Consider the following 23380-nt stretch of genomic DNA (forward strand, 5'->3'; position numbering starts at 1 on the left):
CTGAGAAAACAAAAGGCCCGCTTCCGATGAAGAAGCAGGCCTTGAAGAATTCTGGTACGCGGTACTGGGATTGAACCAGTGACCCCTGCCGTGTGAAGGCAGTGCTCTACCCCTGAGCTAACCGCGCATTTGCGAGAAGGGGAATTCTACAGAAGTCGAGCGGTTTTGCAAATGATTCGGTAAATAATACCGTGTTTGCGGTATCCCGCCCTGCGCTGAGCGCCTCAGCGGAGCTTCGCGGGGCGCAGGCCCTTGGCGACCTCGACGCCGAGGTTGGCAAGTTGGTCGGCCTTTTCGTTGCCCGGGTCGCCCGCATGTCCCTTCACCCAGCGCCATTCGATCTGGTGGCGCGAGGCGAGCGCGTCGAGCGCCTGCCAGAGCTCGGCGTTCTTCACGGGCTTCTTGTCGGCCGTGCGCCAGCCGTTGCGCTTCCAGCCGTGGATCCAGCGCGTGATGCCGTCCTTCACGTAGCTCGAGTCCGTGTGGAGGATGATCGGGCAGGGGCGCTTCACGGCCGAGAGCGCGGCGATCACGGCCGAGAGCTCCATTTGGTTGTTGGTGGTGAGTTCCGACCCGTCGTAGAGCTCGAGCGCGTGCTCGCCCCAGACGAGGTAGGCGCCCCAGCCGCCGACGCCGGGGTTCTTCTTGCACGCGCCGTCGGTCCAGATCTCGAGGGCTCTGGGCTGCGCGGAGGTGGAGTTGGTCATGAGGAGGTGTTCTTCTTGAGGGTGGTGGCCGAGGACGAGGCCGCCGGCACGCCGGTGGCGGGAACGGCGTCGGAGAGCTTCCTGAGCGCCTCGCAGTTGACGATGCGGGGGCCGGGCGTGCGCTTCACGGCCGAGAGGAGGATGACGTTGGAGAACTGCGGCGCCCAGCGGTCTCCCGCCTTGTCGAGCCACGACCAGGCCTTCAGGCGCTTGAGCGTGCGCAGGGCCGGTGCGTAGATGCCGAAGCGCCCGCCGTCCACTTCGAGCCCGAGGAGCGAGAGCCAGTCCCGAAGCCGGTAGAACGAGATCGGCGCGAGGTCGGAGGGGAGGTAGGGCCTGAGCCCGAGCTTCACCGACTGCTGCCGCAGCCACCAGAGCCCCATGGCGTTGAAGGCCGTGAGGATGAGGCGCCCCTCGGGCTCGAGGACGCGCACCGCTTCACGAAGCACCTGCTGCGGGCGTGCGGTGAAGTCGAGCGCGTGGGGGAGCGTGACGAGGTCCACCGACTCGTCGGCGACGGGGAGCATCTCCGGGAGCGCCACGATGCGGTTTGCGTTCGACACCGGGATGGAGACGTTTTCGCGCGACTCGATCAGCCAGTGCGACTGCATGCGGTTTTCCGCGAGCGTATCGATCTGCGGCATGCCGATCTGCAGCGCCGCGGCGCCGAAGACGTCCGAGGTCTCCTCCGCATAGGCCGCGCGCTCCCATTCCTGCAGGAGCTCTCCGGGGGCGGTGGAGAGAAACGCATTGAAGGTGAGTCGGTCGGACATTGAGGAGTCGGCTAACAATTGGTTGCGAAAAGGCGCGCCGGCGCGCGCCGCAGGTCGCCTGCGGGCGGGCGAGGGCGCGCACGGACATTAAGATTAGCGAATTCCGCAGGACTTCTCTCCCCGTCCGTCATCCTCATTCTGTTGCCGCTCATGTCCGTGCCCGTCCTTCGTCCGCTCCGCCTTCCGCTTCTTCTGCTCGGCGCCCTCGCCTCGCTCGCGTCCGCGCCGGCGCATGCCGAAGCGGCTGCGGCGGACTCCGACGCAGCCGCCGGGGTTGAGGTCGAGGAGGCGGCAACCGAAGCAGCGCTCGCGCGTGAACAGGAGGCGCCCTCGAGCGTCTGGGTGCGCATCCGCTCCGGCTTCGGCGTGCCCGAACTCAATTCCGCCGCGGTGGACCGGTGGACGGATTTCTACGCGAAGGATCCGGACTACGTGCGCCGCATGGCGATGCGGGCGAGCCAGTTCCTCTACAACATCGTCGAGGAGGTTGAGGCGAGAAGGCTCCCCACGGAGCTCGCGCTGCTTCCGTTCGTCGAGAGCGCCTTCCAGCCCGAAGCCCTTTCGCGCGCGAAGGCCTCCGGCCTCTGGCAGTTCATGCCTGCGACCGGGCGGAACTATTCGCTCGAGCAGAACCTCTGGCGCGACGACCGCCGGGACGTGCTCGAGAGCACGCGCGCCGCGCTCGACTACTTCGAATACCTCCACGGCCTCTTCGGCGACTGGCAGCTCGCGCTCGCCGCCTACAACTGGGGCGAAGGGTCCGTGCAGCGGGCGGTGAGGCGCGCCGAGGCCCGCCGGCAGCCGGCCGACTACGCCCACCTCAAGATGCCGCGCGAAACGGCGAACTACGTCCCGAAGCTCGAGGCAATCAAGCGCATCGTGACCAATCCGGGCAAGTACGGCATCGAGCTTCCCGACGTCGGCAACGAGCCCTTCTTCGTGCGCGTGACGAAGCCCCGCGACATCGACCTCAAGACGGCCGCTGAGCTCGCCGGCATGCCAGAGAAGGAGTTCCGGGCGCTCAACCCCTCTTTCAAGCTTCCCGTGATCGTCGCGTCCCACAACAACGTGATGCTCCTGCCGGCGGACCGGCTCGACTTCTTCGTGGACAACCTCGCGAGCTGGATGGATTCGGGCCAGCCCCTGTCGCGCTGGTCCACCTACAAGCTCAAGGAGGGCGAGTCGCTCGCCGCCGTCGCCGAGCGCGCCGGCATGACCGAGTCCTTCCTGCGCGAGGTGAACGGCATTCCCGAAGGGCGCAGGGTGCTCGCCAACTCCACGCTCCTCGTGCTCGCCGAGGGCGACGAGCAGGTGGACATCTCGGCCGAGGAGGCCGACGCCCGCCTGCGGCTCTCGCCGCTTACGACCTGGAGGCGCGTCACCTACCGCGTGCGTTCGGGCGACACGGTTTCCTCGATCGCCCGCCGCTGGCACATCACCGCGGGCTCGATCGTGCGGGCGAACCGCCTGAGAAGCGACCGGCTGCGCGTCGGGCAGCGCCTCGTCCTCACGGTCCCCAACGTCGCGCGCTCGCCCATCCTGACCGCTTCCGCGGGCTCCGCCAAGACCGCGTCTTCGGGCGGCCACGCCATTCACGCGGTGCGCGCGGGTGAATCGCTCTTCTCGATCGCGAAGAAGTACGGCGTCTCCGTGGGCGATCTGAGGATGACGAACCGCATCTCCGGCAACGCCATCCGGCAGGGCCAGCGCCTGCGCATCCCGAAGGCGGGCGTGGACGATGCCGCGCCCGTGCGCTCCGAGACGGTGATCTACACCGTGCGCTCGGGCGACACGCTCTCCTCCATCGCGGACCGCTACGGCGTGTCGGTGCTGAAGCTGCGGCGGCAGAACCGCCTCGCTACGACCGCCCTCAAGGTGGGCGACCGACTGGAGATCCCGGAGGGCGACGCCCCGAAGGCGCCCGTGCAGCCCGCGACCGCCGGGAGTCCCTCCGCGGCGCACCACATCGTGCGCTCGGGCGACACGCTCTCGGAGGTCGCCGCAACGTACGGCACCACCGTCGAGAAGCTCCGTGCGGCGAACGGCCTGCGCACGTCGAACCTTGCGGTCGGCGACCGGCTCGTGCTTCCCGCCACCTCCGCGCGCCTGCCGCAGAAGAACCCCACGGACCTGCGCACGTACCGGGTGAAGTCGGGCGACACGCTCTCGAAGATCGCGCGTTCGGCCGGCACGACGATTGCGGTGATCAAGCGCCTCAACAACCTCAGCTCGAACCGGCTCTCGGTCGGTCAGACGCTGCGCCTTCCGTAGGCGCCTCACGCTTCGCCGGCTTCAGGGCGCTCCCGCAACCACGCATCATCTTCTAGCGGTCTGCCGGTGCTTCCCCCTAAAATAATCTTTTGGACTGGGGAGCCCCGCGTGCTCCCCGAATGATTTCCCGGGGGCGCCGGAGGCGCATGCGGCGCTGCCGCGCCGCAGTCCTCTTCGACCCCCATTACGCTTTAACAACAGAGAACCAGCATGGGATTCCTCTCCGGCAAGAAGATTCTGATCACGGGCGTGATCTCCAACCGCTCCATCGCCTACGGCATCGCCCAGGCCTGCCGCCGCGAGGGCGCCGAGCTCGCCTTCTCCTATTCCGACACACGCTTCCGCGAGCGCCTCACGGGCTTTGCGGCCGAATTCGGCAGCGACATCGTGATGCCGCTCGACGTCACGCAGGATGATCAGATCGCCGCCGCCGTGAAGACGATTGAAGAAAAGTGGGGCGCGCTCGACGGTCTCGTTCACTCAATCGGCTTCGCGCCCCGCGAGGCGATCGCCGGCGACTTCCTCGAGGGCCTCTCCCGCGACGCCTTCAAGACGGCGCTCGACATCTCCGCCTACTCGTATCCCGCGCTCTGCAAGGCGTTCCTGCCGCTCATGAAGGGGCGCCCCGCTTCGGCCCTCACGCTCACCTATCTCGGCGGCGAGCGCGTCGTTCCCAACTACAACACGATGGGTCTCGCCAAGGCCGCGCTTGAATCCTCCACCCGCTACCTCGCCGCGAGCCTCGGCCGCGAAGGGATCCGCGCGAACGCCATTTCCGCGGGCCCCATCAAGACGCTCGCCGCTTCGGGCATCAAGGACTTCAGCAAGCTGCTCCACATCATGGAGAAGACCGCTCCCCTCGGGCGCACGGTGACGATTCAGGAAGTCGGCAACACCGCGGCCTTTCTCCTCTCGGACCTCGCGAGCGGCATCACGGGCGACATCGTCTACGTCGATGCAGGCTTCCATGCCGTCGGCGTCGCGGTGGACGAAGACCTTTCGGCCTGACGATCCGCACTGAAAAAAAACGACGGGAAAGGCTCCGGAGCGGCGCGTTCTGGGGCCTTTCGCATGCAAAGGAGAACATCAAAAATGAAGAAGGGGATTTCCGTTGTTCTGATCGTCCGGAACGAAGAACTCAATCTAGACGCCTGCTTGAAGAGCTGCTCCTTTGCAGACGAGCTGATCGTGGTGAACGACGGCAGCACGGACCGCACCGTCGAGATTGCCGAGTCCTACGGGGCCAAGGTCTTCCACCGGGCCCTCAACGGAGACTGGGCGGCCCAGCAGAACTACGGCATCGACCAGGCGACTCAGTATTGGGTATTTCTCCTCGACGCCGATGAGCGCGTGACGCCTGACCTTGCGAAAAAGCTCCTTGAATGCGCCGCGGGCGAAGACAAAGCCTACTGGGTGCAGCGGCACAACCGCTTCAAGCACATCTGCGCCGAACACGGCACGATGCGCCCCGACTGGGTCTGCCGCTTGATGCCGAGAACCAAGGTGCGCATCTATGGGCAGGTTCATCCGGAAATCCGCGTGCAGTGCCCGCCTGAGCGCATTCACGGCGACGGGATGATCCACTACCCGTACCGGACCTGGCGGCAGTACATGAACAAGATCAACACCTACAGCGAACTCTCCGCCGAGAAGTACCTGTCGGAAGGTCGGAACGTCGTGTTCTGGCGGGACGTGATGCTCCGTCCGATCTGGTCCTTCATCAAGATCTACTTCATCAACCGGGGATTCCTCGACGGCAAGGCGGGATTCGTCTTCTCGATCAACAATTCCGTCTATACGATGATGAAGTACGTGAAGTACTACTTCCTCAAGCATTATTCCGGCGAGCTCTGACGCCGCACAGGACCCCGTCATGAAGAGAATCGGCGTATTCGTCAAGCCCAATGAAAGTCTCTGCGTTCTGCTCGAGCACCTTCTGAAGCTCCTCGAGAGCCTCGGCTACGAAGTGCTCCTTGAGGAGCGCGCGGCGGCGTCGCTCGCCGGCCGGCGCGCCGTCAAGGGCTACCCCCGCATGAAGTTGGGTGAGCTCTGCGACGTCGCCGTCGTGTTGGGCGGCGACGGCACGATTCTCGGCGTCGCCCGCGACATCTCCGCCTGGGAGAAGCCCATCATCGGCGTCAACGCCGGGCGGCTCGGTTTCATCACCGACGTCGTGCTCGAAGACATGGAGACGACGTTGCCGGCGATGCTGCGCGGCGAATGCTCGTCGGGCCGGCAGCACCTCCTTGAGGGCACGGTGCTGCGTCACGACGAGCCGATCTTCCACGGACTCGCCGTCAACGACATCGGCTTCAGCCACGGCCGCGCGGGCGGCATGGTGGACTTCATCATCTACGTGGACGGCAGGCAGATGAGCGCTCAGTCCGCCGACGGCATCATCTGCTCGACGGCGACGGGCTCCACGGCCTATGCGCTGGCCGCCGGCGGCCCGATCCTCTATCCGACCCTGGACGCCGTGCAGCTCGTTCCCGTCGCGCCGCATACGCTTTCGAACCGCCCGATCGTGATCCCCGCCAATCTGCGCGTCGAGATCGAGCTTGTGAGCGCCCGCGACGCGGTCGCGTACTTCGACATGCAGGACTTCTGCGACGTGGTGCCGGGCGACGTTCTTCGGATCGAGCGCTCCGAGCGCACGATCGAGCTCCTCCACCCGCTCAACTACGACTACTTCGAGCTCCTGCGCCGCAAGCTCAAGTGGAACTTCTCCCCGGCGAGCGTGCGCCGCGCGCCGCACCCGGAGAAGCCTGAATAGGCGGCCGGCGGCGCCGCCTTCATTCCCCACCAACCCTTCGACGGGCGTCCCTCCGGCCGGGAGGACGCCGCTCCGAGGAGCGCTTCCCTCATGCTCACGACCCTGAACCTCAAGGACTTCGTCATCGTCGACCAGCTCTCGCTCGATCTTTCTTCAGGCTTCACGGTGCTCACGGGCGAGACGGGCGCGGGCAAGTCCATCCTGATCGACGCGATCGAGCTCATCCGCGGCGCGAGGGGGGATTCCGACCTCGTGCGCAAGGGCGCCGAGCGCGCAAACATCATCGCCGAGTTTGCGGTGACGGAGGCCGCGAAGCGCTGGCTCGTCGAAAACGACCTGCTCGAAGAGGGAATGGAGAACGTGCTCGTGCGCCGCAGCATCGACCGCAGCGGGCGCTCGCGCGCGTGGATCAACGGCATTACGGTGACGCTCTCGCAGCTGAGGGAGTTGGGCGACAACCTCGTGGACATCCAGGGGCAGCACGCGCATCAGCTGCTCCTCAAATCCGCGTGTCAGCTCAAGCTCCTCGACGCCTACGCAGAAGACGGCGCGGCGCTCGAGCGCGTGAAGGCGGCCCATGCCGAATGGAGCGCCCGGGCGAAGCGCCTCGCCGAGGCGACCTCGAGCTCGGAAGTCCGCGCCGCGAAGATCGAGCAGCTCTCCTGGGTGCTCGAAGACCTCGACGCCCTCTCACCCAAAAAGGGCGAATGGGAGGCGCTCAACCTCGAGCACACGCGCCTCGCGCACGGCGTTTCCATCTCCGAAGGGCTCTCCGAATGCATCGAGTGGCTGACGCAGGGCGAGAACGCCGCGGGCGACCTGGTGACGAAGGCGCAGATGAAGGTTGAGGAGCTCGCGGAGTATGACGAGCGTCTGCGCAACGTGAGCGAGACGCTCACGAGCGCGGCGGAGTTGATTGACGACGCCGCAGGGGACCTTGAGAACATCCTCGACCGCACCGACACGGACGGCGCGCGGTTTGAGAAGGTGGACCGGCGCGTTTCGCGCTACTTCACGACGGCGCGGAAGTACCGCACAGAACCCGAACTTCTGCACGAACTCCAGGCCGAGAGCAGGAAGCGGCTCGCCGAGCTGCAGGACGAGGAGAACCTCGATCAGCTCAAGGAATACGAAGCGGCGGCGAGGCGCGCCTACGACGCCGCAGCGGCGGAGCTCACGAAGCTGCGCCGCGCCGCGGCGGAGAAGCTCGCCCGCGCCGTCACCGAAGAAATGCAGAAGCTCTCGATGAGGGGCGGGCGCTTTGAGATCGCGCTCAATCCCTGCCCTCCCTCGGAGTCGGGGGCCGAAAAGTGTGAATTCCTGATGGCGGGTCATCCCGGCGTCGAGGTGAGCCCGCTCGCAAAGGTGGCCTCGGGGGGCGAGCTGAGCCGCATCGGCCTGGCGGTCTTCACGCTCACCTCGCGGAACACCACCGTCCCCACGCTCATCTTCGACGAGGTGGACAGCGGCGTGGGCGGCGCTACGGGCGAAGTGGTGGGCCGCATGATGAAGCAGCTCGGCGAAACGCGCCAGGTGCTCTGCGTCACGCACCTCCCGCAGGTCGCCGCCTGCGGCGACCATCACCTCAAGGTCGAGAAGGTTTCCGACGGCATCGAGACCGTGAGCTACCTCAAGGAGCTCTTCGGTCAGGCGCGGGTCGATGAAATCGCGCGCATGTTGGGCGGCCTCCTCATCACGCAGAAGACGAAGGTCCTCGCCGAGGAGATGGTGAAGTCGAACGGCGCGTAGCGCCGTTCGCGCGCGATTCATCCGGCGTCTTCGTCAGCCGATGATTTTCTTCAGGGCGGCGAGGACTTCATCCACCGTCGGCCAGGCGCCCTCGCGCCCAAGCACGACCGCCCGGGGGTTCCAGGGGCTCGTGCGGGTGGGGTCCGTGACGCCGATCAGCGTGATCTGATTGGCGCCGACCGCCGCCGCCACATGGCTCATGCCGGAGTCGTTCGCAACGACGACGCGGGCGCGCTTCGCGAGCGCCGCCAGAGTCCCGAGCGTCGTGGGCGGGCAGATCTTGGCGTCGGGGCACGCCGCCTTCACCTCCTCGACCTCCCGCACGGCCGGGAAGACCACCGGTTCGACGCCCATGGCACGCAAGGGCGCGCAGAGCGCATTGAAGTGCTCCCAGTGCTTCTTCTTGCCGTGGTGAAGGCCTCTGGCGACGGGGGCGAGCAACGCGAAGTTCTGCGGGATGCCGTATTCGGCCATGAGGTTGCGGGCGGCGGCTTCATGGCGCTTCAAGGGCGTGAGACCGAGCGAGGGCGGGACTTTGTCCCAGGCGGGCTTGACGCCCCAGGCTTCGAGAGCCCCGTGCGCAAGGGTGAAGAAGCGCTCCACTTCGTGCATTTTCCCGGGTTCGGGGACGGACTTTTCGAGCAGGAACCGCCGCCAGTCCGTCGGGTACCCCGCGCTCTTGATGCCGCCCACGGCATAGAGGAGCGCCGAGCTGAAGGAGTTCGGGAAGAGCAGTCCGCGGGGGTGGCCGCCGAAGCGGTTGGCGATGTTGCGGATGCGGGAGAGATCCTCCGTCACGTGGCCTTCGATCGGCTCGAACTGCCAGCCCGTGCCGGCGAGCAGATCTTCAGCCCAGCGCTTGCCCGTTAGAACGGGCTTGACGCCGCTCGCCTCGAGCAGACGAAGACCGGGAAGCGCCATGCAGCAGTCGCCGACGTGGTTTGGGAGACGACACAAGACATTAGGCATATCAACGATCCAATGTAGAGAGTTTGGTGAGAATGCTTTCGATTGAATTTATGATTGTGTGGTTTGATATCCGAGATATGGGGGTGATCGTTTTAATTTTTCAGAACTGATGATGATTTCTCTTGTTTCGAAAAGAGGGGTCAAAGTCTCCAACATCGTGTAATTGTAGTATTCCCTGCCGTTGTTTCTATACATGGCGACGACGGGGATGTTGAATGCTGATGCGACATGAATGATCGAAGTGTCGGGAGTAATAATCAACGAGCATCCGGGTATGTTCTGCACGACTCCATGAAGGAGCTTGAGCGAATCGCTGTTAATTCTCTCGACAAAGTTGTTTATTCCTTATGCTTTTCGGCGCAAAAGCCTCTTGGTATTGATATTTCTGTATGCTGCGAGGGTTTTGTGGATTAATGTCATTGCGTCACTCTCCTTGCGTTAATGTGATGATTTTCTCGAGGTGCTTGCAAGGAGTCTCAAAAAACTCGGGGGATATGTATTTAGAGAATGGCGGCGTTATGGCAGGTGGGGCGACCTTCACTTTTGCAACGAGGTCCTCAAAGTCGTGTTTTTTGAATGGATCAAACGTGCGTATAGCCTTCTCGGACAAAACTTCGCAGCATCCACTATTTTTGGAGATAATGACGGGAGTTCCATTAAGGATGCTTTCTGCCGCCACCAAGCCAAGGGGCTCGTAGCGACTTGCTAATACGGTGTAGTCGGCCAATTGATAAAGTTCTTGCATATTTTCGCAAAAACCGAGGGATTTGATGTTGCCTTCTTCCTTCGCAGGTTTTCCGGCAACCAAGAGAAGATCATGCGTTTTATTGGTTGTAAAGTAATCTCTGATAACATCCAGCCCCTTTCTTTTGTGACTGGATGAGGGGAATAGAAATACTGTTTCCCATTTTTTAATGCCGTATTTCTCCCGCAGTTTATTTTTGTCATACATTTTGGGTGATTGGTTTGTTTTTTCCGGGGGGTAGATGACGTGTATTTTGCTACTGTTTATTTTATAGTATTTTTCCAGTTCGGAGGCCATCATTTTGGAATGAGCTACGATAATCTTTGCAGCAGAATATGCGGATTTCTCAATCCGCATAATCAGCTGATCTAGCGGCAGGGCGATTTTCCCCATGGCTTTCAGATATCCTGCCTTGATTCCGCCACATGCCATGACGGTAGGTAACCCCCCAGTGCAGCAGCCAATGGATAAGTCTAAATTGTGCTTGGCTGACTCGCTGATCAGCCAACGATGGAAAAGATATACGCCAAGTTTATTCGGAATAAGGGATGGGATTTTGTGCTCGACAACTTCGCATTGTTCCCGCAGCTTCAATTGAGGGTCCGACTTCATGCAGAAAACTATGGGCTTGTGTCCAAGTGAAATAGCGGCCTGTATCAGGTTCAGTGCATAGGTCTCCATGCCCCCAGATTTGCCAAAAGTACAGCAAAAGAAACCGATCCGCATGCCGTGCCCCCTTGTTTTAAATTAAGTAAATTAAATCACTCGCTTGCTTCAATTATTCAGCTATTTGCTATTAATAATGTCTGCAGATGTGCTTGCAGCGTGTGCTCGTCTCGCTCATGAGGAATACGAGACTGACTTGCCGGGGATAATGGATTCTTTGCCAAATCATCCATCAGTAGCCCCAGAGAGTTGATCTCCAGCGGGCTGTAGGTCCTGCAGACATCTTCCGGAAGTTCCTCTGGTTCGCCGATATTCTCCGTCGCGACGACGGGCGTGCCGCAGGCGGCGCTCTCCCACGCAATCGTGCCGACAGGATCGTAGGGCGCGGCGAGGATCGTGTAGTCGGCGAGCCGGTAGAGGTCCGACATGTTCTCCAGTCGTGGAACGGACTTGATGAAGCGGTTCCCCGGCACGGGACGGCCCGCCGCGAGCAGCATGAAGTCGTGCGGGTTCGAGGTGAAGTAGCGCTTCAGAAAGTCGAAGCCGTTCCCCTTCACATCGAAGGAGGGGAAGAGAAAGACGGTCCGGTCCTGCGGGACGCCGTACTTGTCGCGCAGCTCCCGGCGCGTGAGCGAGCACGCTGCGGGTTTTTGAAAGGGCGGCCGGACGACCCGGATGCGCTCGGGCGGAACGCCGTAGGTCGCAATGAGCTCCTCGCGGATGCGCGGGGAGAGCGCGATTACGCGCGAGGCCTTCGCGCAGGCCTCCTTCTCGAGGCTGATCACGATCTGGTCGAAGGGAAGTGCGTGCTCGCACACCGCGAGAAGGCGGCTCTCCTCGACGCTCCTCATGACGAGGATGTCGGGGAGCCCTCCGGCGCCGAAGCCGATCGTGATGTCGAGCGCATGACGGGGCGCTTCCTTCACGAGCCAATTGTGGAAGAGCCGCAGGCGGAGCGCCGCCGGAAGCAGCCTCGGCGGCGCGTAGACGTGCGTCTCGACGGTCTTGGACGGGAGTTCCGCGGCGTCCTCCGCCATTGCGAAGACGACCGGAACGTGTCCGAGCACGGCCGCCGCTTCGACGAGGTCGGCGACGTAGGCGTCGCGCCATCCGCAGGGGTTGGCGGGGCGGAAGAAGAATCCGATGCGCATGATGTCGTTCACCTCAGGTCAGTTCAAGCTCAGGGGGACCATGTCGCTCAGCTGCAGGAGCTTCGCGGCCGATCCGCGGAAGCGCCGGACGTCGATCCGTCCCGCGTAGCCCTTCTCCTTCGAAGCGTAGACGATCGAAGCGGGAATGCCCTGGGTGTTGTGGAGCAGGTCCTTCGTGAGCGCCTCGAAGAGCTCGGGCACGTAGGTGATGCTCAGGCGCAGGTCGTTCGCCGCGATGTACTCCTCGAGCGAGAGGCACCCGTCGGCGATGACGGAGAGCTGCTTCGTGTAGTCGTCGAACTTCACCTTGCCGGTGACGGCGAGGAAGTTGTTGACGGCGACCTTGCCCTTCACGTGCTCCCAGATCGAGCTGTAGCAGAGGACGTCGAGCGCGGCCGTGCCGTCGTCGAGCTTCAGGATTCCGAAGACGCCCTTCTTGCCCGTCACCTGACGAACCTCGGAGACGAGGCCGCAGACCTGCTCGGAGGTCTGCGAGGGGGCGAGGTCGAGGAGGCGCTTCTCCTTGAGGCGGGGCATCAGGCGCTGCAGGGCGCCGTAGGGGTGGCCGCTCACCCAGAAGCCGTAGACGCCGCGCTCCTCATCGAGCGCCTTGATGGGCGACCAGTCGATCGAGGGCTTCGTGAGCGTGGGCTTTTCGACTTCGTCGCCGAAGAGCGCGTCCTGACCGAGGTGCTCCTGGAGGTTGCGCGAATACTGGATGGCGTCGGAGACGTTCGCGAGCAGCACCCCGCGGCGCGGGTCGATCGAATCGAAGGCGCCCGCCTTGATGAGGCTCTCGAAGATCTTCTGGTTCACTTCCGGCACGCGCTTGGCGAAGTCGAAGATGTCCGTGAAGAGGCCTTCGGCCGCGCGCGTGCGCAGGATCGAATCGACTATCGAGCGGTTCATGCCCTTGATCGCACCGAGACCGAAGCGGATGTGCGCCTCCGTCGGGACCGAGAAGAACCATTCGCTCTTGTTGACGTCGGCGATGCGGAAGTTCACGCCGTTCGCTTTGGCGTCGTTGACGAGCGCCTTCATCTTGTCGCCGTCGTCCATCACCATGCAGAGGTTGGCGGCGAAGAAGCTCGCGGTGTGGTGAACCTTCAGGTACGCCGTCTGATAGGCGACGTAGGAGTAGGCGGCCGCGTGGGACTTGTTGAAGCCGTAGCCCGCGAACTTCTCCATCAGGTCGAAGATTTCGGTGGCGACCGACTCCTTCACCCCGCGCTCGCCCGCGCCCTTGACGAAGACGGCGCGTTGGCGCTTCATCTCCTCGACGTTCTTCTTGCCCATGGCGCGGCGCAGGAGGTCGGCGCCGCCGAGCGAATAGCCGCCCACGACCTGCGCGACGCGCATCACCTGCTCCTGATAGACCATGATGCCGTAGGTCTCCTTGAGCACGCTCTCCATGCGTTGGTCAAGGTACTCGACCTTCTCGCGGCCGAACTTTCGGTCGATGAAGGACGGAATCAGGTCCATCGGGCCCGGACGGTAGAGGGCGTTCAAGGCGACGAGGTCTTCGAGGCGGTCGGGCTTGGCCTGCTTGAGAAGCGTGCGCATGCCTTCCGATTCAAACTGGAAGACCGCGGCGGTGTTGCCCTGCTGGAAGAGTTCGTACGTCTCGGCGTCGTCCACCGGGATGCGCTCAAGTTCGAAGCGCTGCTCGGGGTAGAGCTTGTCGATGAACTCCACCGCCTTGGCGAGGATCGAGAGCGTCGTGAGGCCGAGGAAGTCGAACTTCACGAGGCCGACGTTCTCGACGTCCTTCTTGTCGTACTGGCTGATGGTGTTCTCGGGGCGTCCGTCCGAGTTGTAGAGCGGACAGAAGTCGGTGAGCTTGCCCGGCGCGATCAGCACGCCGCCGGCGTGCATGCCGAGGTTGCGCGTGAGGCCTTCGAGCGGCCGGGCGATGCGGATGATCTCCTGGTACTCGTCGTCGTTCTCGATCGCCTCCTTGAATTCAGGCACTTCGGCGATCGCCTCGTCGAGCGAGATGTTCCGCCCGGGCTGCATCGGAATGAGCTTCGCCAACGCATCGGTCTTCATGTACGGTACGTCGAGCGCGCGGCCGACGTCGCGCACCACGGCCTTGGCGCCGAGGGTGCCGAAGGTCGCGATCTGGCTCACCGCGTCGGCGCCGTAGGCGCGCTTCACGTACTCGATCGTGCGGTCGCGGTTGTACTGGCAGAAGTCCACGTCGAAGTCGGGCATCGAGACGCGTTCCGGGTTGAGGAACCGCTCGAAGAGGAGGTCGAAGTGCAGGGGATCGAGGTCCGTGATGCCGAGCGAATAGGCAACGAGCGAGCCCGCGCCCGAGCCGCGGCCCGGCCCCACGGGCACGCCGTTGCGCTTGGACCAGTTGATGAAGTCCTGCACGATGAGGAAGTATCCGGGGAACTTCATCCCCTTGATGATGCCGAGCTCGTACTCAAGGCGCTTGTCGTACGGGGGGCGCTTCTCCTCGAGCACCTTCGGGTCGGGGTAGAGAAATTCGAGACGGCGCTGCAGGCCCTCCTTGGCGAGCTTGTCGATGTAGTCGTCGAGCGACATGCCGTCGGGCGTGGGGAAAAGCGGCAGCTGGGGCTTGGAGAGCACGCCGTCGAGGTTGCAGCGCTTGGCGATCTCGACGGAATTTTCGAGCGCGGCGGGGATGTCCGCAAAGAGCGCGCACATCTCCTCCTCGCTCTTGAAGTACTGCTCCTCGGTGAAGAGCCGTGAGCGGCGCGGGTCGCCGAGGGTGTAGCCCTCGGCGATGGAGCAGCGCACTTCGTGCGCCTCGAAGTCCTCCTTGTTGAGGAACTGAATCGGGTGGGTCGCGACCACGGGCATCTGATGCTCGACCGCGAAGTTCGCGAGCCGGGCGGTGGCGAGCTCGTCCGAAGGCCTTCCGGCGCGCTGAAGCTCAATGTAGAAGCGCCCGGGGAACTGCGCCTTGAGGCGCTCCAAGGCCTCTTTGGCGGGCACCCAACGCTTCGCGAGAAGGAGCTGCCCCAGTTCACCTTGGGCCGCGCCCGAAAGGCCGATCAACCCCTCGGCACCGCCGTCGTCGAACCAGGCCGGGTCCACGAGCCCTCTCTGGGCGTCGTTCTTCGTGAGGAAGGCCCTGGTGAGGATCACGCAGAGCGAGTGGTAGCCCGTGTGGTTCATGCACACGACGCCCATGCGGTAGGGCTTCGCCGGGTCTTTGCGGTTGATGATCCGCAGGTCGCACCCGAGGATCGGCTTGATGCCCGCGGCGAGCGCATGCGTGTAGAAGCGCAGCCCGCCGAAGATGTTCATCAGGTCGCTGATGCCCACCGCAACGCCGCCCGACTGCGCGACGGCGTGGATCATCGGGTCGATGCGGACGATGCCGTCCGTGATCGAATATTCGGAATGGAAGCGCAGATGGATGAAGCGGGGATCGGACGACATGCGGGCGGAGGAGCGCGGCGGGGATTGGGCGGAAGGAAAGGCGCCGGTCCCCGACGGAGGATCGGCGCCGATGAAGGATGATAGAGGAAGAGCGTTCGGTGAGTCTCTGCGTACTCTCCCTCTGCGCGGGAGTGCTACTTCGCCTCGAGGAAGCGCACGACGAGGTGTTCGTCGAAGGCTTGGAACTTCGGCTTCAGGGCGGCCGAGACCAGCGTCTCCTTCAGGTCGTCGCGCAGGAGTACGGCGTGAATTTCGGGGTGCGCCGTGAGAAAGGCTTCGGCCTTTTCAAAGCCCATCGCGAAGAGCGCCGTGCACAGTGCGTCGGCGCGTGCGCCGTCGCGGTCCACGATGGTGACGGAGGCGAGGTCGGTCTCGACGGGGCGTCCCGTGGTCGGGCTTAGGATGTGGCCGTAGCGATGGCCGTTCTTCTCGAAGTTGCGCTCGTAGGCGCCCGAGGTGATCACGCTTTCGTCTGCGGCCGAGAGGACGGCGAAGTAGTCGCCGCGCGTCTTGTCGGGGCTCTGCAGTCCGATGCGCCAGGGTTGGCCCGGGAATTTTTCGCCGAGGGCGACCACGTTGCCGCCGAGGTCGAGCAGCGCATGGCGGGCGCCTTCGGCCGAGAGCTTCTCGACGAGCTTCTGTCCGATGTAGCCCTTGGCGATGCCGCCCATGTCGACGTTCTGCCCCGGGGCGATCCGCATATACCACTGCCCCTTCTTTTCGGTGATCTTTACGTGGCGGTGGTCCACGAGGGCGATGGCCTTTTTGATCTCGGCCTCGTCGGGCACCTTGTCGCCTCCGAAGCCGATTTTCCAGAGGTTCACGAGCGGCCCGATCATCGGCTCGAAGGCGCTCCCCGTGAGGTCCGCGATTTCGAAGGCCGTACTGGACATTTCGGCGATCTCGGGCGTCACGGGAACCCACTCGCCCGCACGGCGGTTGACTTCGTTCAGGGGCGTCGCCTTGTGCACGCTCATCATGTCGTCGAAGCGGACGACCTCGGATTCAACGAGCTCGGCGAAGCGCTTCGTCTCCTCCTGCGTGCTGCCGAAGACCTTTGCCTTCACGAGCGTGCCCATGTGGAAGGTGGCCGTGTCGAGCTCGTATTCGACGGCTTCGGGCTGCCCGGCCGCCGCTGCGGGCGCGGCGGGCTCCGCGGCGGCGGGAAGACCGGCGGCAAGAAGAAGAGCAAGAGCGGAGGAGAGAAGAAGGGGCTTCAGAGTGGCGATGCGCATGATGGAGCAGGGGCGGCGCGGTTCAATGAGGGGCTCCCGGGTGCGGGGAAGGTCTCAAAACAAAAAGGGGGAAGGCGCAGAAACTGCGTTTCCCCCTTTGCGGATCTTCTGCGAACCGGCCCGAAGACCGGATCTCAGCTCAAAGCCGGATTACTTGGCCTTGGAGAGCGCGTCCTTGACGGCGGCCTTGATGCCCTCGGAGGAGAGCGTGGCGCCGCCGACGGAGTCAACACCCTCGACGCCGTTCTTCTTGACGATTTCCGGGATCATCTGCTCGATCGGAGCGGCGATGATCATTTCGGTTTCGCCGTGCTTGAGGACCTTGACGTTGGAGATCTTGCCGCCGGCAACATCAACCTGGACGGTGATCACGGATTCACGGCCCTTGCCTTCGCCCGTGTAGGAGCCGTCCTTGTAGGTGGCGGCCTGAGCGCCGACGGCGAGGAGAGCGGCGGCGGCGGCGACGATGATCTTCTTCATGATTGCAGTTTCCTTCCAAAAAAATGCGCATGAACCAAAGGGCGGCGGGACGTTCGTTCGTCCGGAGGGCCGTCCGGAGGTTGGAATGTTGTACGCCGAGGCGGGGTAATCCCGTATCTCAAGCGACGGCTCATGATATCACAGAGAATTTGGGCGTTCGGGAGAAGCCTCCCCATTTGGAGAGACTCCTCTTGGCGTAGTCCGAACGGCCAAAACGATTCTCTACGGGCTCACTTGCCCCAGGAGTCGCGCAGCCCCACGGAGAGGTTGAAGACGGGGTGCTCGGGCGCGTGGTCCTTGCGGTCGGCGACGAAGTACCCGCAGCGCTCGAACTGGAACTTCTCGTCGGGCGCGGCGGCGGCCGCGGCCGGTTCGACGAAGCTCGAGAGCACGACCTTGGAGTTGGGGGTGAGGCGGTCGAGGTAGCTCCCTTCGCCCGCCTCCGGGTTCGGGACGTTGAAGAGCCGGTCGTAGACGCGCACTTCGGCGGGCACGGCCGTCGCGGCGTCGAGCCAGTGGATCGTCGCCTTCGTCTTCACGGCGAGCGACCCCTCGGTGCCGGACTTCGTCTCGGGGAGGTAGTTCGCGTGCACGACGGTGACGCGCCCGTCGGCGTCCTTCTCAAAGCCCGTGGGCACGATCACGTAGCCGTAGCGCAGGCGCACGGGCTTCGCGGGCGAGCCGTCGGCGGGGACCGTGAGGCGGCGGAAGCCCTTCGGGGGCACTTCGGCGAAGTCGCTCTCCTCGATCCAGAGTTCGCGCGAGAAGGTGATCTCGCGCTGGCCGAGCTCGGGCTTCTGCGGGTGATTCTCGGCGACGAGCGTTTCGGACCGCCCTTCGGGGTAGTTGTCGATCACGAGCTTCAGGGGGCGGAGCACCGCGGAGCGGCGCAGCGCGCGCGCCTCAAGGTCCTCGCGCAGGCACTGCTCGAGGACCGCGTAGTCGATCCAGCCGCCCGAAACCTTCGAGACGCCGCAGCGTTCGGCGAACTTCTGCAGGCTCTCGGGCGTGTAGCCGCGGCGGCGCAGACCGACGATCGTCGGCATGCGCGGGTCGTCCCAGCCGTCCACGCGCTTTTCGGTGACGAGTTGGATGAGCTTGCGCTTGCTCACCACGACGTAGGTGAGGTTGAGGCGGTTGAACTCGTACTGGTGCGAGAGGAGGAAGAAGTTCTTCCGGACCACCGAGAGCGCGGCCTGCAGGAGCGGCGTGAAGTTCTCGGGGTGCGCGAGGAGCAGCTCGAAGAAGGTCTTCACGGAGGCGTCGTCGAGCGCGGGAACCGCGTCCTGCCAGCCGGCGAAGGTCTCCGCGGCGCGCGCTTCCGGAGCGCTCTGGCCCAACTTTTCGCGGGCGGCGTAGGCCGCGGCGACGAATTCGGCCGCCTTCGGGTGGGCGCCCGCGGCCATTTCGGCGACGAGGCGCTTCGCCTCTTCGAACTGCGGCGTGCGCAGCGCCGGAACGATGCGCTCGAGCGCCCAGTCGTAGAACGCGCGCTGGTCCTCAAACTCGAGCGTGCAGATCGAGTGCGTGATGTTCTCGAGCGAGTCCTCGATCGGATGGGCAAACGTGTACATCGGGTAGATGCACCACTTCGTGCCCGTCGCATGGTGCTCGGCGAAGCGGATGCGGTAGATCGCCGGGTCGCGCAGGTTGATGTTGGGGCTCGCCATGTCGATCTTGGCGCGCAGCACCATGGAGCCTTCGGCGTGTTTGCCCTCGCGCATCTCGCGGAAGATGCGCAGGTTCTCTTCGACCGGACGGTCGCGGTAGGGTGAATTCCGGCCCGGCTCGGTGAGCGTGCCGCGGTTGTCGCGCATTTCGTCGGCCGTCTGCTCGTCCACGTAGGCGTAGCCCGTCTTGATCAGATGCTCGGCGAAGGCGTACATGTACTCGAAGTACGAGCTCGCGAAGTAGAGGTTCTTCTCCGCGCCGTGCTCCCAGGTGAAGCCGAGCCATTTGACGCTGTCGAGAATGCCGTCGACGTACTCCTGATCCTCCTTCACCGGATTCGTGTCGTCAAAGCGCATGTGGCAGCGTCCGCCGTAGTCGCGGGCGAGCCCGAAGTTGAGGCAGATGCTCTTCGCGTGGCCGATGTGGAGGTAGCCGTTCGGTTCGGGCGGAAAGCGCGTGCGGATCTTGGCCGGGTCGGGCACGCCCTTTTCGAGCTGCTCGGAATACGGGGCCGGATGCCCGCACCAGAAGCGGGGCTGATTGGCGCCTTCGGCGAGGTCTTCTTCAATGATGTTGCGGATGAAGTTGGTCGCGCGCCCGGCCTGGGCTTCCGTGTTGTCCGTCATCGCGTGTGTGATCCAGGGAAAGATTGATGGGGCGCGGCGGCAGGCGCCGCGCCCTCAGGGAAAAGTGTTCTGAAAACCTTTGATTTTAGCGCCGCAGCGCGTCTCTACCGCGGCTTTGCGGCGGATTCCTCCGCATTGGGGCGTGGCAGGAGACGGATCAGGGCCGACGTGTCGAGCCGGCCGTCGCCCGCGGCCGAAAGCCGGTCGTAGCGTTCGGCGACGGCGCGCGTGACCGGAAGCTCCGAGCCGTTGCGCCCGGCTTCGGCGAGCGCGAACCCGAGGTCCTTGCGCATCCAGTCGAGCGCGAACCCGAAGTCGAACTTCTCTTCGACCATCGTGCGGCCGCGGTTCACCATCTGCCAGGAGGAGGCCGCGCCCCCCGAGAGGGCGTCGAGGAGCTTCTCCATGTCGAGTCCGGCGTTCATGCCGAAGGCGAGCCCTTCGGCGAGTCCCTCGACGCACCCGGCGATGCAGATCTGGTTCACCATCTTCGCGAGCTGCCCCGAGCCCGCGGCGCCGAAATGGGTCACCTTGGCGCTGTAGGCTTCAAGCACCGGAAGAACGGCTTCAAGCACGGCGGCGTCGCCGCCCGCAAAGACCGTGAGGCAGCCCTTCTCCGCGCCCGCCTGACCGCCCGACACGGGCGCGTCGAGCCATCCGAAGCCACGTTGCTGCGCCTCGGCTGCGAGCTCGCGCTCCACGAGCGCGCTCGCCGTGGTGTGGTCCACGAAGACCGTGCCCGCCTTCATGCCGGCGAAGGCGCCGTCAGGCCCGAGGACGACGCTGCGCAGATCGTCGTCGTTGCCGACGCAGGCGAAGACGACGTCGGCCCCTGCGGCGGCTTCGCGCGGCGTCGGCGCGGCGGCGCCGCCCGTTTCCTTCACCCACCGCGCGGCCTTTTCCGCCGTGCGGTTGTAGACCGTGACGGCGTAGCCCGCGCGGACGAGATGGCCCGCCATCGGATAGCCCATGACGCCGAGCCCGATGAAGGCGGCGCGGCGGGGCGTGGTGTTGTGCTGAGGCATGAGGAGTCTCCTCGAGGGAAAAAGGAAAACGGCGCCGGCCTCTTGAAGAAGAACCGGCGCCGGAGAGGCGGAATCAGGTGTCTTTAGCGGACGCCCGTCTTTTCAAACGAAGCCTCGGCGGTCTTCACGACCTTGCGCGCCAGGGCCGCCGTCGGGTCGATCACGACCACGTGGGCGCCGGCCACTTCAAAGTCGTCGGATTCGTCGAGGATGAGCGGGAGCTCCGTGCAGCCGAGAATGAGGCAGTTGCAGCCGTGCTCGCGAACGAGCTCTTCGGCGCCCGCGAGGAGATCCTCGCGGCACACACCGTCGGTGAAGCCCGCCTTGGCGCCCTTGGGGCCGTAGATCGCCGCCATGACGCGCTCCTGATTTTCGGCGCCCGGCGTGAACATCGGCAGCCCCATCGCCTCGGCCTTCTTGCCGTAGATCCCGGTCTGGACCGTGCCCGTCGTGGCGAGAAGCCCAATGCGCGCCTTGTCGCCCAGCTTCGCCTTGATCTCGTCGAGCGCGGCCTGCTGCATGTTGATGAACGGAATGCGGATGAAGCGCTCGAGGTAGGGCAGGAACGCGTGCGCGGTGTTGCAGGGCACGATGAGCGCGTCGCAGTCGTCCTCTTCGAGGCGCTTGGCGCAGTTGAAGAGCGCGAGCGTCGGGTCTTCGCCGCCCTTGAGGAGGCAGGCCGTGCGGTCGGGAATCTGCGGGTTCTGCTCAACGACGAGCTTGATGTGCTCCTGGTCGATCTTGGCGGGGGTCGCCTTCACGATCTTGTCGTAGAGGTCGACGGTCGCCGCCGGCCCGAGGCCGCCGATCATGCCGACCTTGAAGGGCTTCGGGCGCTTCACGGGCGTCTTCAGAACCGCGATGTCCGCCGCGTCCTTGAGAATGTCCTCGACGGGAAGGCCTTCGAGGCGGAGCTCTTCGGCAAAGCGCGCCATCTGCGTGCAGTTCGGGATGAGAAGCTCCGCTCCTTCGGCGACGAGCTTCTCGCCCGCCTTGAGGAGGAGCTCATTGAATTCCGGCGTGAGGCCGTACTTCCTCAGGCCTTCGCAGGGGTTCTGCACCTTGGCGAAGACCGCCAGAAGCGCTTCGTCGGGGTGGATCACCTCGAGCGCATCGTCGAAGAGCTTCTCATAGAACTCGACGGGAAGCGCCTTGCCGAGAAGGCCGATTTTCTTCACCGCGCCCGTCTTCACCTTCGCGACGAGGGCTTCAAAGAGGGAGACCACGGGGATCTGCACCTCCTGCTGCACCTCGGCGAGGAAGGGCATGCTCTTGATGTCGGGGAGCACCGCCGCGTCGCATCCCGCGCGCTCGAGCTCGCGCACCGCGAGGAACGCCGTGATCTTGCGGTCGCCCAACGCAATGCGGTCCGTGGGCGCCTCGAGCGGCAGCTCGACGGCGGACTCCACCACTTCGACCTGTTGGTCGGAGTCCGAAGCCGCGCCGATCACCCAGGACTTCGCCTTCAGAGCGGGCAGCGGATTGATGCCGCAGGCGATGCCGATTTTCTTTTGTGCCATGTGTTTTCTCCTCAACGGCTGGTCCGGCCGTATTTCTCCAATTTAGCGCAACTATTCGGCTGCGGACCCAAGGTATTCCCCCCAGTCGTAGAGCGCGCCCAGGATTTCCTGATGCGCCTCGTCCTCATACCGGGGCGAGGCCTGCAGGGCGTCAATTTCGTCGAAGTACTTCTGGAGCGTGATCGCCCGGTCGGCGCCTTCGATCAGCCGCGAGCGGCAGAACGCCCGCCAGTGCTGCGCCTCTTCCTCCGAGAGCGTTTCGGGCCAGTTGCGCGCGCGGTAGCGCAGCAGCAGCTCGGCGAACTGCGGGTCGTCGAAATGGATCTCCCCCGACGCTGCGGCAGCCTTGAGCTGCTCAGGGCTGCTCGCCCGGATCCGCGCGAAGGCGAGCTTGTCGTTTCTCGAAGGGAAGCCCTGGTAGAGCGAGGCGTCGGGGTTGGTCACGGGAGCGGCGTCTTCGTTGGCAAATCGATCGGAGAGGACGTCCGCGAGCGCGGGCGCCACCAACGGGGCGAGCTCCTGGAACTTCCGGATGTTTTCCGCCGCGACCGCGAGGTCGATGCCGTAGCGCGCGGCGCGCTCGGGCGAAAGCACCCGCAGGTTCGCGCAGACGAAGGGCGAGGCGTTCGCCTTCAGTTTGCGGATCGGGAGCGCCTCCGGGTCCGTGTGGGGAAGCTTGATGCGGCGGCGGAGCTCTTCAAAGGAGAGCGTGCGCAGAAGGGTCGGATCCGCAGTGAGGTCCCACATCCAGCAGTCGTGCTTCTCCTGGTGGAGGCAGGCGACGATGCCCGTGCAGCCGCGCGCGACGCCGAAGCGCGGCGTCACCCAGACGACGGGCTTGCGGTCGGCCAACGCCTCGTGCACCTTCTGCGTCGTGCGGTTCTCAAGCGCCCACTGCCAGAGGCGCGGCTCCTTCTCCACCAGCAGGCGAGCGAGCCCGATCGTCGCATGGACGTCCGAGAGCGCGTCGTGGGCGTGGTCGTGCCCGACGCCGTTCGCCTTGGTGAGGAATTCGAGCTTGAAGCAGACGCCCGAGCGCCCCCTGGCCTTCGGGTAGACGTCGACCAGGTCCTGCCACTGCGGCCAGACGATGCCGTCGCCCCGGAGCGCCCAGGCGGCGCAGACGAGGGGGAAGAGATCCCAACGCGAGCATCCCTGCTGCCAGCTGTGCGTGTAGGGATCGAGGAAGTTGCGCCAGAAGAGGAAGCGGTTCACCTCGTCGTCGAACCCGAGCGTGTTGTAGCCGATGCTGATGGTGCCGGGCGTGTTGAGCCGCTCGAACACCCGCTGCGAGAATTCGGCCTCGTTGAGCCCCTTTTCCGCGCAAAGCTGTGGCGTGATGCCGGTGAGAAGAGCGCTTTCCGGGCTCGGGAGCTGGTCCATGGGCGGACGGCAGTAGAAGACTTCGCCTTCACCGGCAGGCGTGAGGTCCAGATTCGTGCGCCGCCCCGCGAACTGCGCAGGGCGGTCCCGGCGGGGATTGACGCCGAAGGTTTCGTAGTCGTACCAGTAGAAGGTTTGGGGGGCGCCGCGCCCTGTCTGCTCAGCCATGGTGTCTTTCGTCCTTTCTTCTTTTCGTTTCTCTGGTCTCTCGGGGGGGCA

Annotated in this window: 18 protein-coding genes and 1 tRNA gene; 5 read left to right on the forward strand and 14 right to left on the reverse strand. The window is 64.4% G+C overall.

Annotated features, from left to right (window positions below; translation table 11 throughout):
• Positions 1 to 52 precede the first annotated feature (52 nt).
• The 3 genes from ACT6Y9_RS00405 to ACT6Y9_RS00415 all read right to left on the reverse strand — a co-directional run bounded on the left by ACT6Y9_RS00405 (position 53) and on the right by ACT6Y9_RS00415 (position 1480).
• Positions 53 to 127 (reverse strand) — tRNA-Val (locus ACT6Y9_RS00405).
• Positions 128 to 224: 97 nt separating this feature from the next.
• Positions 225 to 707: a ribonuclease HI gene (gene rnhA / locus ACT6Y9_RS00410; RefSeq protein ID WP_295480407.1), complete on the reverse strand. Its 483-nt coding sequence runs from the start codon at positions 705 to 707 to the stop codon at positions 225 to 227.
• The gene (locus tag ACT6Y9_RS00415) at positions 704 to 1480 is read right to left on the reverse strand and encodes a class I SAM-dependent methyltransferase (RefSeq protein WP_443743118.1); all 777 of its coding nucleotides are present in this window, start codon (positions 1478 to 1480) and stop codon (positions 704 to 706) included. The genes rnhA and ACT6Y9_RS00415 overlap by 4 nt, the downstream gene beginning before the upstream one ends.
• A gap of 150 nt (positions 1481 to 1630) precedes the next feature.
• Here ACT6Y9_RS00415 and ACT6Y9_RS00420 point away from each other — a divergent pair, with 150 nt between their 5' ends.
• The 5 genes from ACT6Y9_RS00420 (at position 1631) to recN (ending at position 8273) form a co-directional block, all read left to right on the forward strand.
• Entirely contained in the window at positions 1631 to 3751 is a 2121-nt protein-coding gene (locus tag ACT6Y9_RS00420; RefSeq protein WP_443743119.1) for a LysM peptidoglycan-binding domain-containing protein, read from the forward strand.
• A 210-nt stretch (positions 3752 to 3961) separates the two neighbouring features.
• Positions 3962 to 4759 carry an enoyl-ACP reductase FabI gene (locus ACT6Y9_RS00425; RefSeq protein ID WP_443743120.1) on the forward strand — a complete coding sequence of 266 codons (798 nt, stop codon included), beginning with the start codon at positions 3962 to 3964 and terminating at the stop codon, positions 4757 to 4759.
• A gap of 84 nt (positions 4760 to 4843) precedes the next feature.
• Complete coding sequence (locus ACT6Y9_RS00430; RefSeq protein ID WP_443743121.1) at positions 4844 to 5605, forward strand: glycosyltransferase family 2 protein; 762 nt, start codon at positions 4844 to 4846, stop codon at positions 5603 to 5605.
• A gap of 19 nt (positions 5606 to 5624) precedes the next feature.
• Positions 5625 to 6524 (forward strand): NAD(+)/NADH kinase, encoded by a 900-nt coding sequence (locus ACT6Y9_RS00435; RefSeq protein ID WP_295480396.1) that lies wholly within the window; start codon positions 5625 to 5627, stop codon positions 6522 to 6524.
• Positions 6525 to 6614: 90 nt separating this feature from the next.
• Positions 6615 to 8273 carry a DNA repair protein RecN gene (gene recN, locus ACT6Y9_RS00440; protein ID WP_443743122.1) on the forward strand — a complete coding sequence of 553 codons (1659 nt, stop codon included), beginning with the start codon at positions 6615 to 6617 and terminating at the stop codon, positions 8271 to 8273.
• A gap of 33 nt (positions 8274 to 8306) precedes the next feature.
• Here recN and ACT6Y9_RS00445 read toward each other — a convergent pair whose 3' ends face one another.
• From ACT6Y9_RS00445 to sbcB, 11 genes are all read right to left on the reverse strand, one after another.
• Positions 8307 to 9230: a glycosyltransferase family 9 protein gene (locus ACT6Y9_RS00445; RefSeq protein WP_443743123.1), complete on the reverse strand. Its 924-nt coding sequence runs from the start codon at positions 9228 to 9230 to the stop codon at positions 8307 to 8309.
• Positions 9231 to 9290: 60 nt separating this feature from the next.
• Positions 9291 to 9527 (reverse strand): glycosyltransferase family 9 protein, encoded by a 237-nt coding sequence (locus ACT6Y9_RS00450; RefSeq protein WP_443743124.1) that lies wholly within the window; start codon positions 9525 to 9527, stop codon positions 9291 to 9293.
• 139 nt (positions 9528 to 9666) lie between these two features.
• Positions 9667 to 10668, reverse strand: a complete 1002-nt coding sequence (locus tag ACT6Y9_RS00455) for a glycosyltransferase family 4 protein (protein ID WP_443743125.1) — start codon at positions 10666 to 10668, stop codon at positions 9667 to 9669.
• A gap of 101 nt (positions 10669 to 10769) precedes the next feature.
• Positions 10770 to 11804 carry a glycosyltransferase gene (locus ACT6Y9_RS00460; RefSeq protein WP_443743126.1) on the reverse strand — a complete coding sequence of 345 codons (1035 nt, stop codon included), beginning with the start codon at positions 11802 to 11804 and terminating at the stop codon, positions 10770 to 10772.
• An 18-nt stretch (positions 11805 to 11822) separates the two neighbouring features.
• A complete protein-coding gene (gene dnaE / locus ACT6Y9_RS00465) occupies positions 11823 to 15221 on the reverse strand; it encodes a DNA polymerase III subunit alpha (RefSeq protein ID WP_443743127.1) in 3399 nt (1132 codons plus the stop codon).
• A gap of 134 nt (positions 15222 to 15355) precedes the next feature.
• Positions 15356 to 16456, reverse strand: coding sequence for an FAD:protein FMN transferase (locus ACT6Y9_RS00470; RefSeq protein WP_443743128.1), 1101 nt, complete (start codon positions 16454 to 16456; stop codon positions 15356 to 15358).
• Between the two features lie 150 nt (positions 16457 to 16606).
• Positions 16607 to 16936: an FMN-binding protein gene (locus ACT6Y9_RS00475; RefSeq protein WP_295479909.1), complete on the reverse strand. Its 330-nt coding sequence runs from the start codon at positions 16934 to 16936 to the stop codon at positions 16607 to 16609.
• Positions 16937 to 17166: 230 nt separating this feature from the next.
• Complete coding sequence (locus ACT6Y9_RS00480) at positions 17167 to 19233, reverse strand: glutamine--tRNA ligase (RefSeq protein ID WP_443743129.1); 2067 nt, start codon at positions 19231 to 19233, stop codon at positions 17167 to 17169.
• Between the two features lie 104 nt (positions 19234 to 19337).
• A complete protein-coding gene (locus ACT6Y9_RS00485; protein ID WP_443743130.1) occupies positions 19338 to 20258 on the reverse strand; it encodes an NAD(P)-dependent oxidoreductase in 921 nt (306 codons plus the stop codon).
• A gap of 83 nt (positions 20259 to 20341) precedes the next feature.
• Complete coding sequence (locus tag ACT6Y9_RS00490) at positions 20342 to 21778, reverse strand: amino acid racemase (protein WP_443743131.1); 1437 nt, start codon at positions 21776 to 21778, stop codon at positions 20342 to 20344.
• A gap of 51 nt (positions 21779 to 21829) precedes the next feature.
• Positions 21830 to 23329 (reverse strand): exodeoxyribonuclease I, encoded by a 1500-nt coding sequence (gene sbcB, locus ACT6Y9_RS00495; RefSeq protein WP_443743132.1) that lies wholly within the window; start codon positions 23327 to 23329, stop codon positions 21830 to 21832.
• Positions 23330 to 23380: the final 51 nt, after the last annotated feature.

Source organism: Sutterella sp. (assembly GCF_052272535.1).
Lineage (GTDB): Bacteria > Pseudomonadota > Gammaproteobacteria > Burkholderiales > Burkholderiaceae_F > Sutterella.

Excerpts from the sequence above, each read along its gene's own strand:
- ACT6Y9_RS00485 (WP_443743130.1), bottom strand. The coding sequence starts at position 20,258 with ATGCCTCAGCACAACACCACGCCCCGCCGCGCCGCCTTCATCGGGCTC.
- ACT6Y9_RS00435 (WP_295480396.1), top strand. The coding sequence starts at position 5,625 with ATGAAGAGAATCGGCGTATTCGTCAAGCCCAATGAAAGTCTCTGCGTT.
- ACT6Y9_RS00430 (WP_443743121.1), top strand. The coding sequence starts at position 4,844 with ATGAAGAAGGGGATTTCCGTTGTTCTGATCGTCCGGAACGAAGAACTC.
- sbcB (WP_443743132.1), bottom strand. The coding sequence starts at position 23,329 with ATGGCTGAGCAGACAGGGCGCGGCGCCCCCCAAACCTTCTACTGGTAC.
- dnaE (WP_443743127.1), bottom strand. The coding sequence starts at position 15,221 with ATGTCGTCCGATCCCCGCTTCATCCATCTGCGCTTCCATTCCGAATAT.
- ACT6Y9_RS00490 (WP_443743131.1), bottom strand. The coding sequence starts at position 21,778 with ATGGCACAAAAGAAAATCGGCATCGCCTGCGGCATCAATCCGCTGCCC.
- ACT6Y9_RS00470 (WP_443743128.1), bottom strand. The coding sequence starts at position 16,456 with ATGCGCATCGCCACTCTGAAGCCCCTTCTTCTCTCCTCCGCTCTTGCT.
- ACT6Y9_RS00475 (WP_295479909.1), bottom strand. The coding sequence starts at position 16,936 with ATGAAGAAGATCATCGTCGCCGCCGCCGCCGCTCTCCTCGCCGTCGGC.
- ACT6Y9_RS00455 (WP_443743125.1), bottom strand. The coding sequence starts at position 10,668 with ATGGAGACCTATGCACTGAACCTGATACAGGCCGCTATTTCACTTGGA.
- ACT6Y9_RS00420 (WP_443743119.1), top strand. The coding sequence starts at position 1,631 with ATGTCCGTGCCCGTCCTTCGTCCGCTCCGCCTTCCGCTTCTTCTGCTC.
- ACT6Y9_RS00415 (WP_443743118.1), bottom strand. The coding sequence starts at position 1,480 with ATGTCCGACCGACTCACCTTCAATGCGTTTCTCTCCACCGCCCCCGGA.
- ACT6Y9_RS00460 (WP_443743126.1), bottom strand. The coding sequence starts at position 11,804 with ATGCGCATCGGATTCTTCTTCCGCCCCGCCAACCCCTGCGGATGGCGC.
- rnhA (WP_295480407.1), bottom strand. The coding sequence starts at position 707 with ATGACCAACTCCACCTCCGCGCAGCCCAGAGCCCTCGAGATCTGGACC.
- ACT6Y9_RS00425 (WP_443743120.1), top strand. The coding sequence starts at position 3,962 with ATGGGATTCCTCTCCGGCAAGAAGATTCTGATCACGGGCGTGATCTCC.
- recN (WP_443743122.1), top strand. The coding sequence starts at position 6,615 with ATGCTCACGACCCTGAACCTCAAGGACTTCGTCATCGTCGACCAGCTC.
- ACT6Y9_RS00480 (WP_443743129.1), bottom strand. The coding sequence starts at position 19,233 with ATGACGGACAACACGGAAGCCCAGGCCGGGCGCGCGACCAACTTCATC.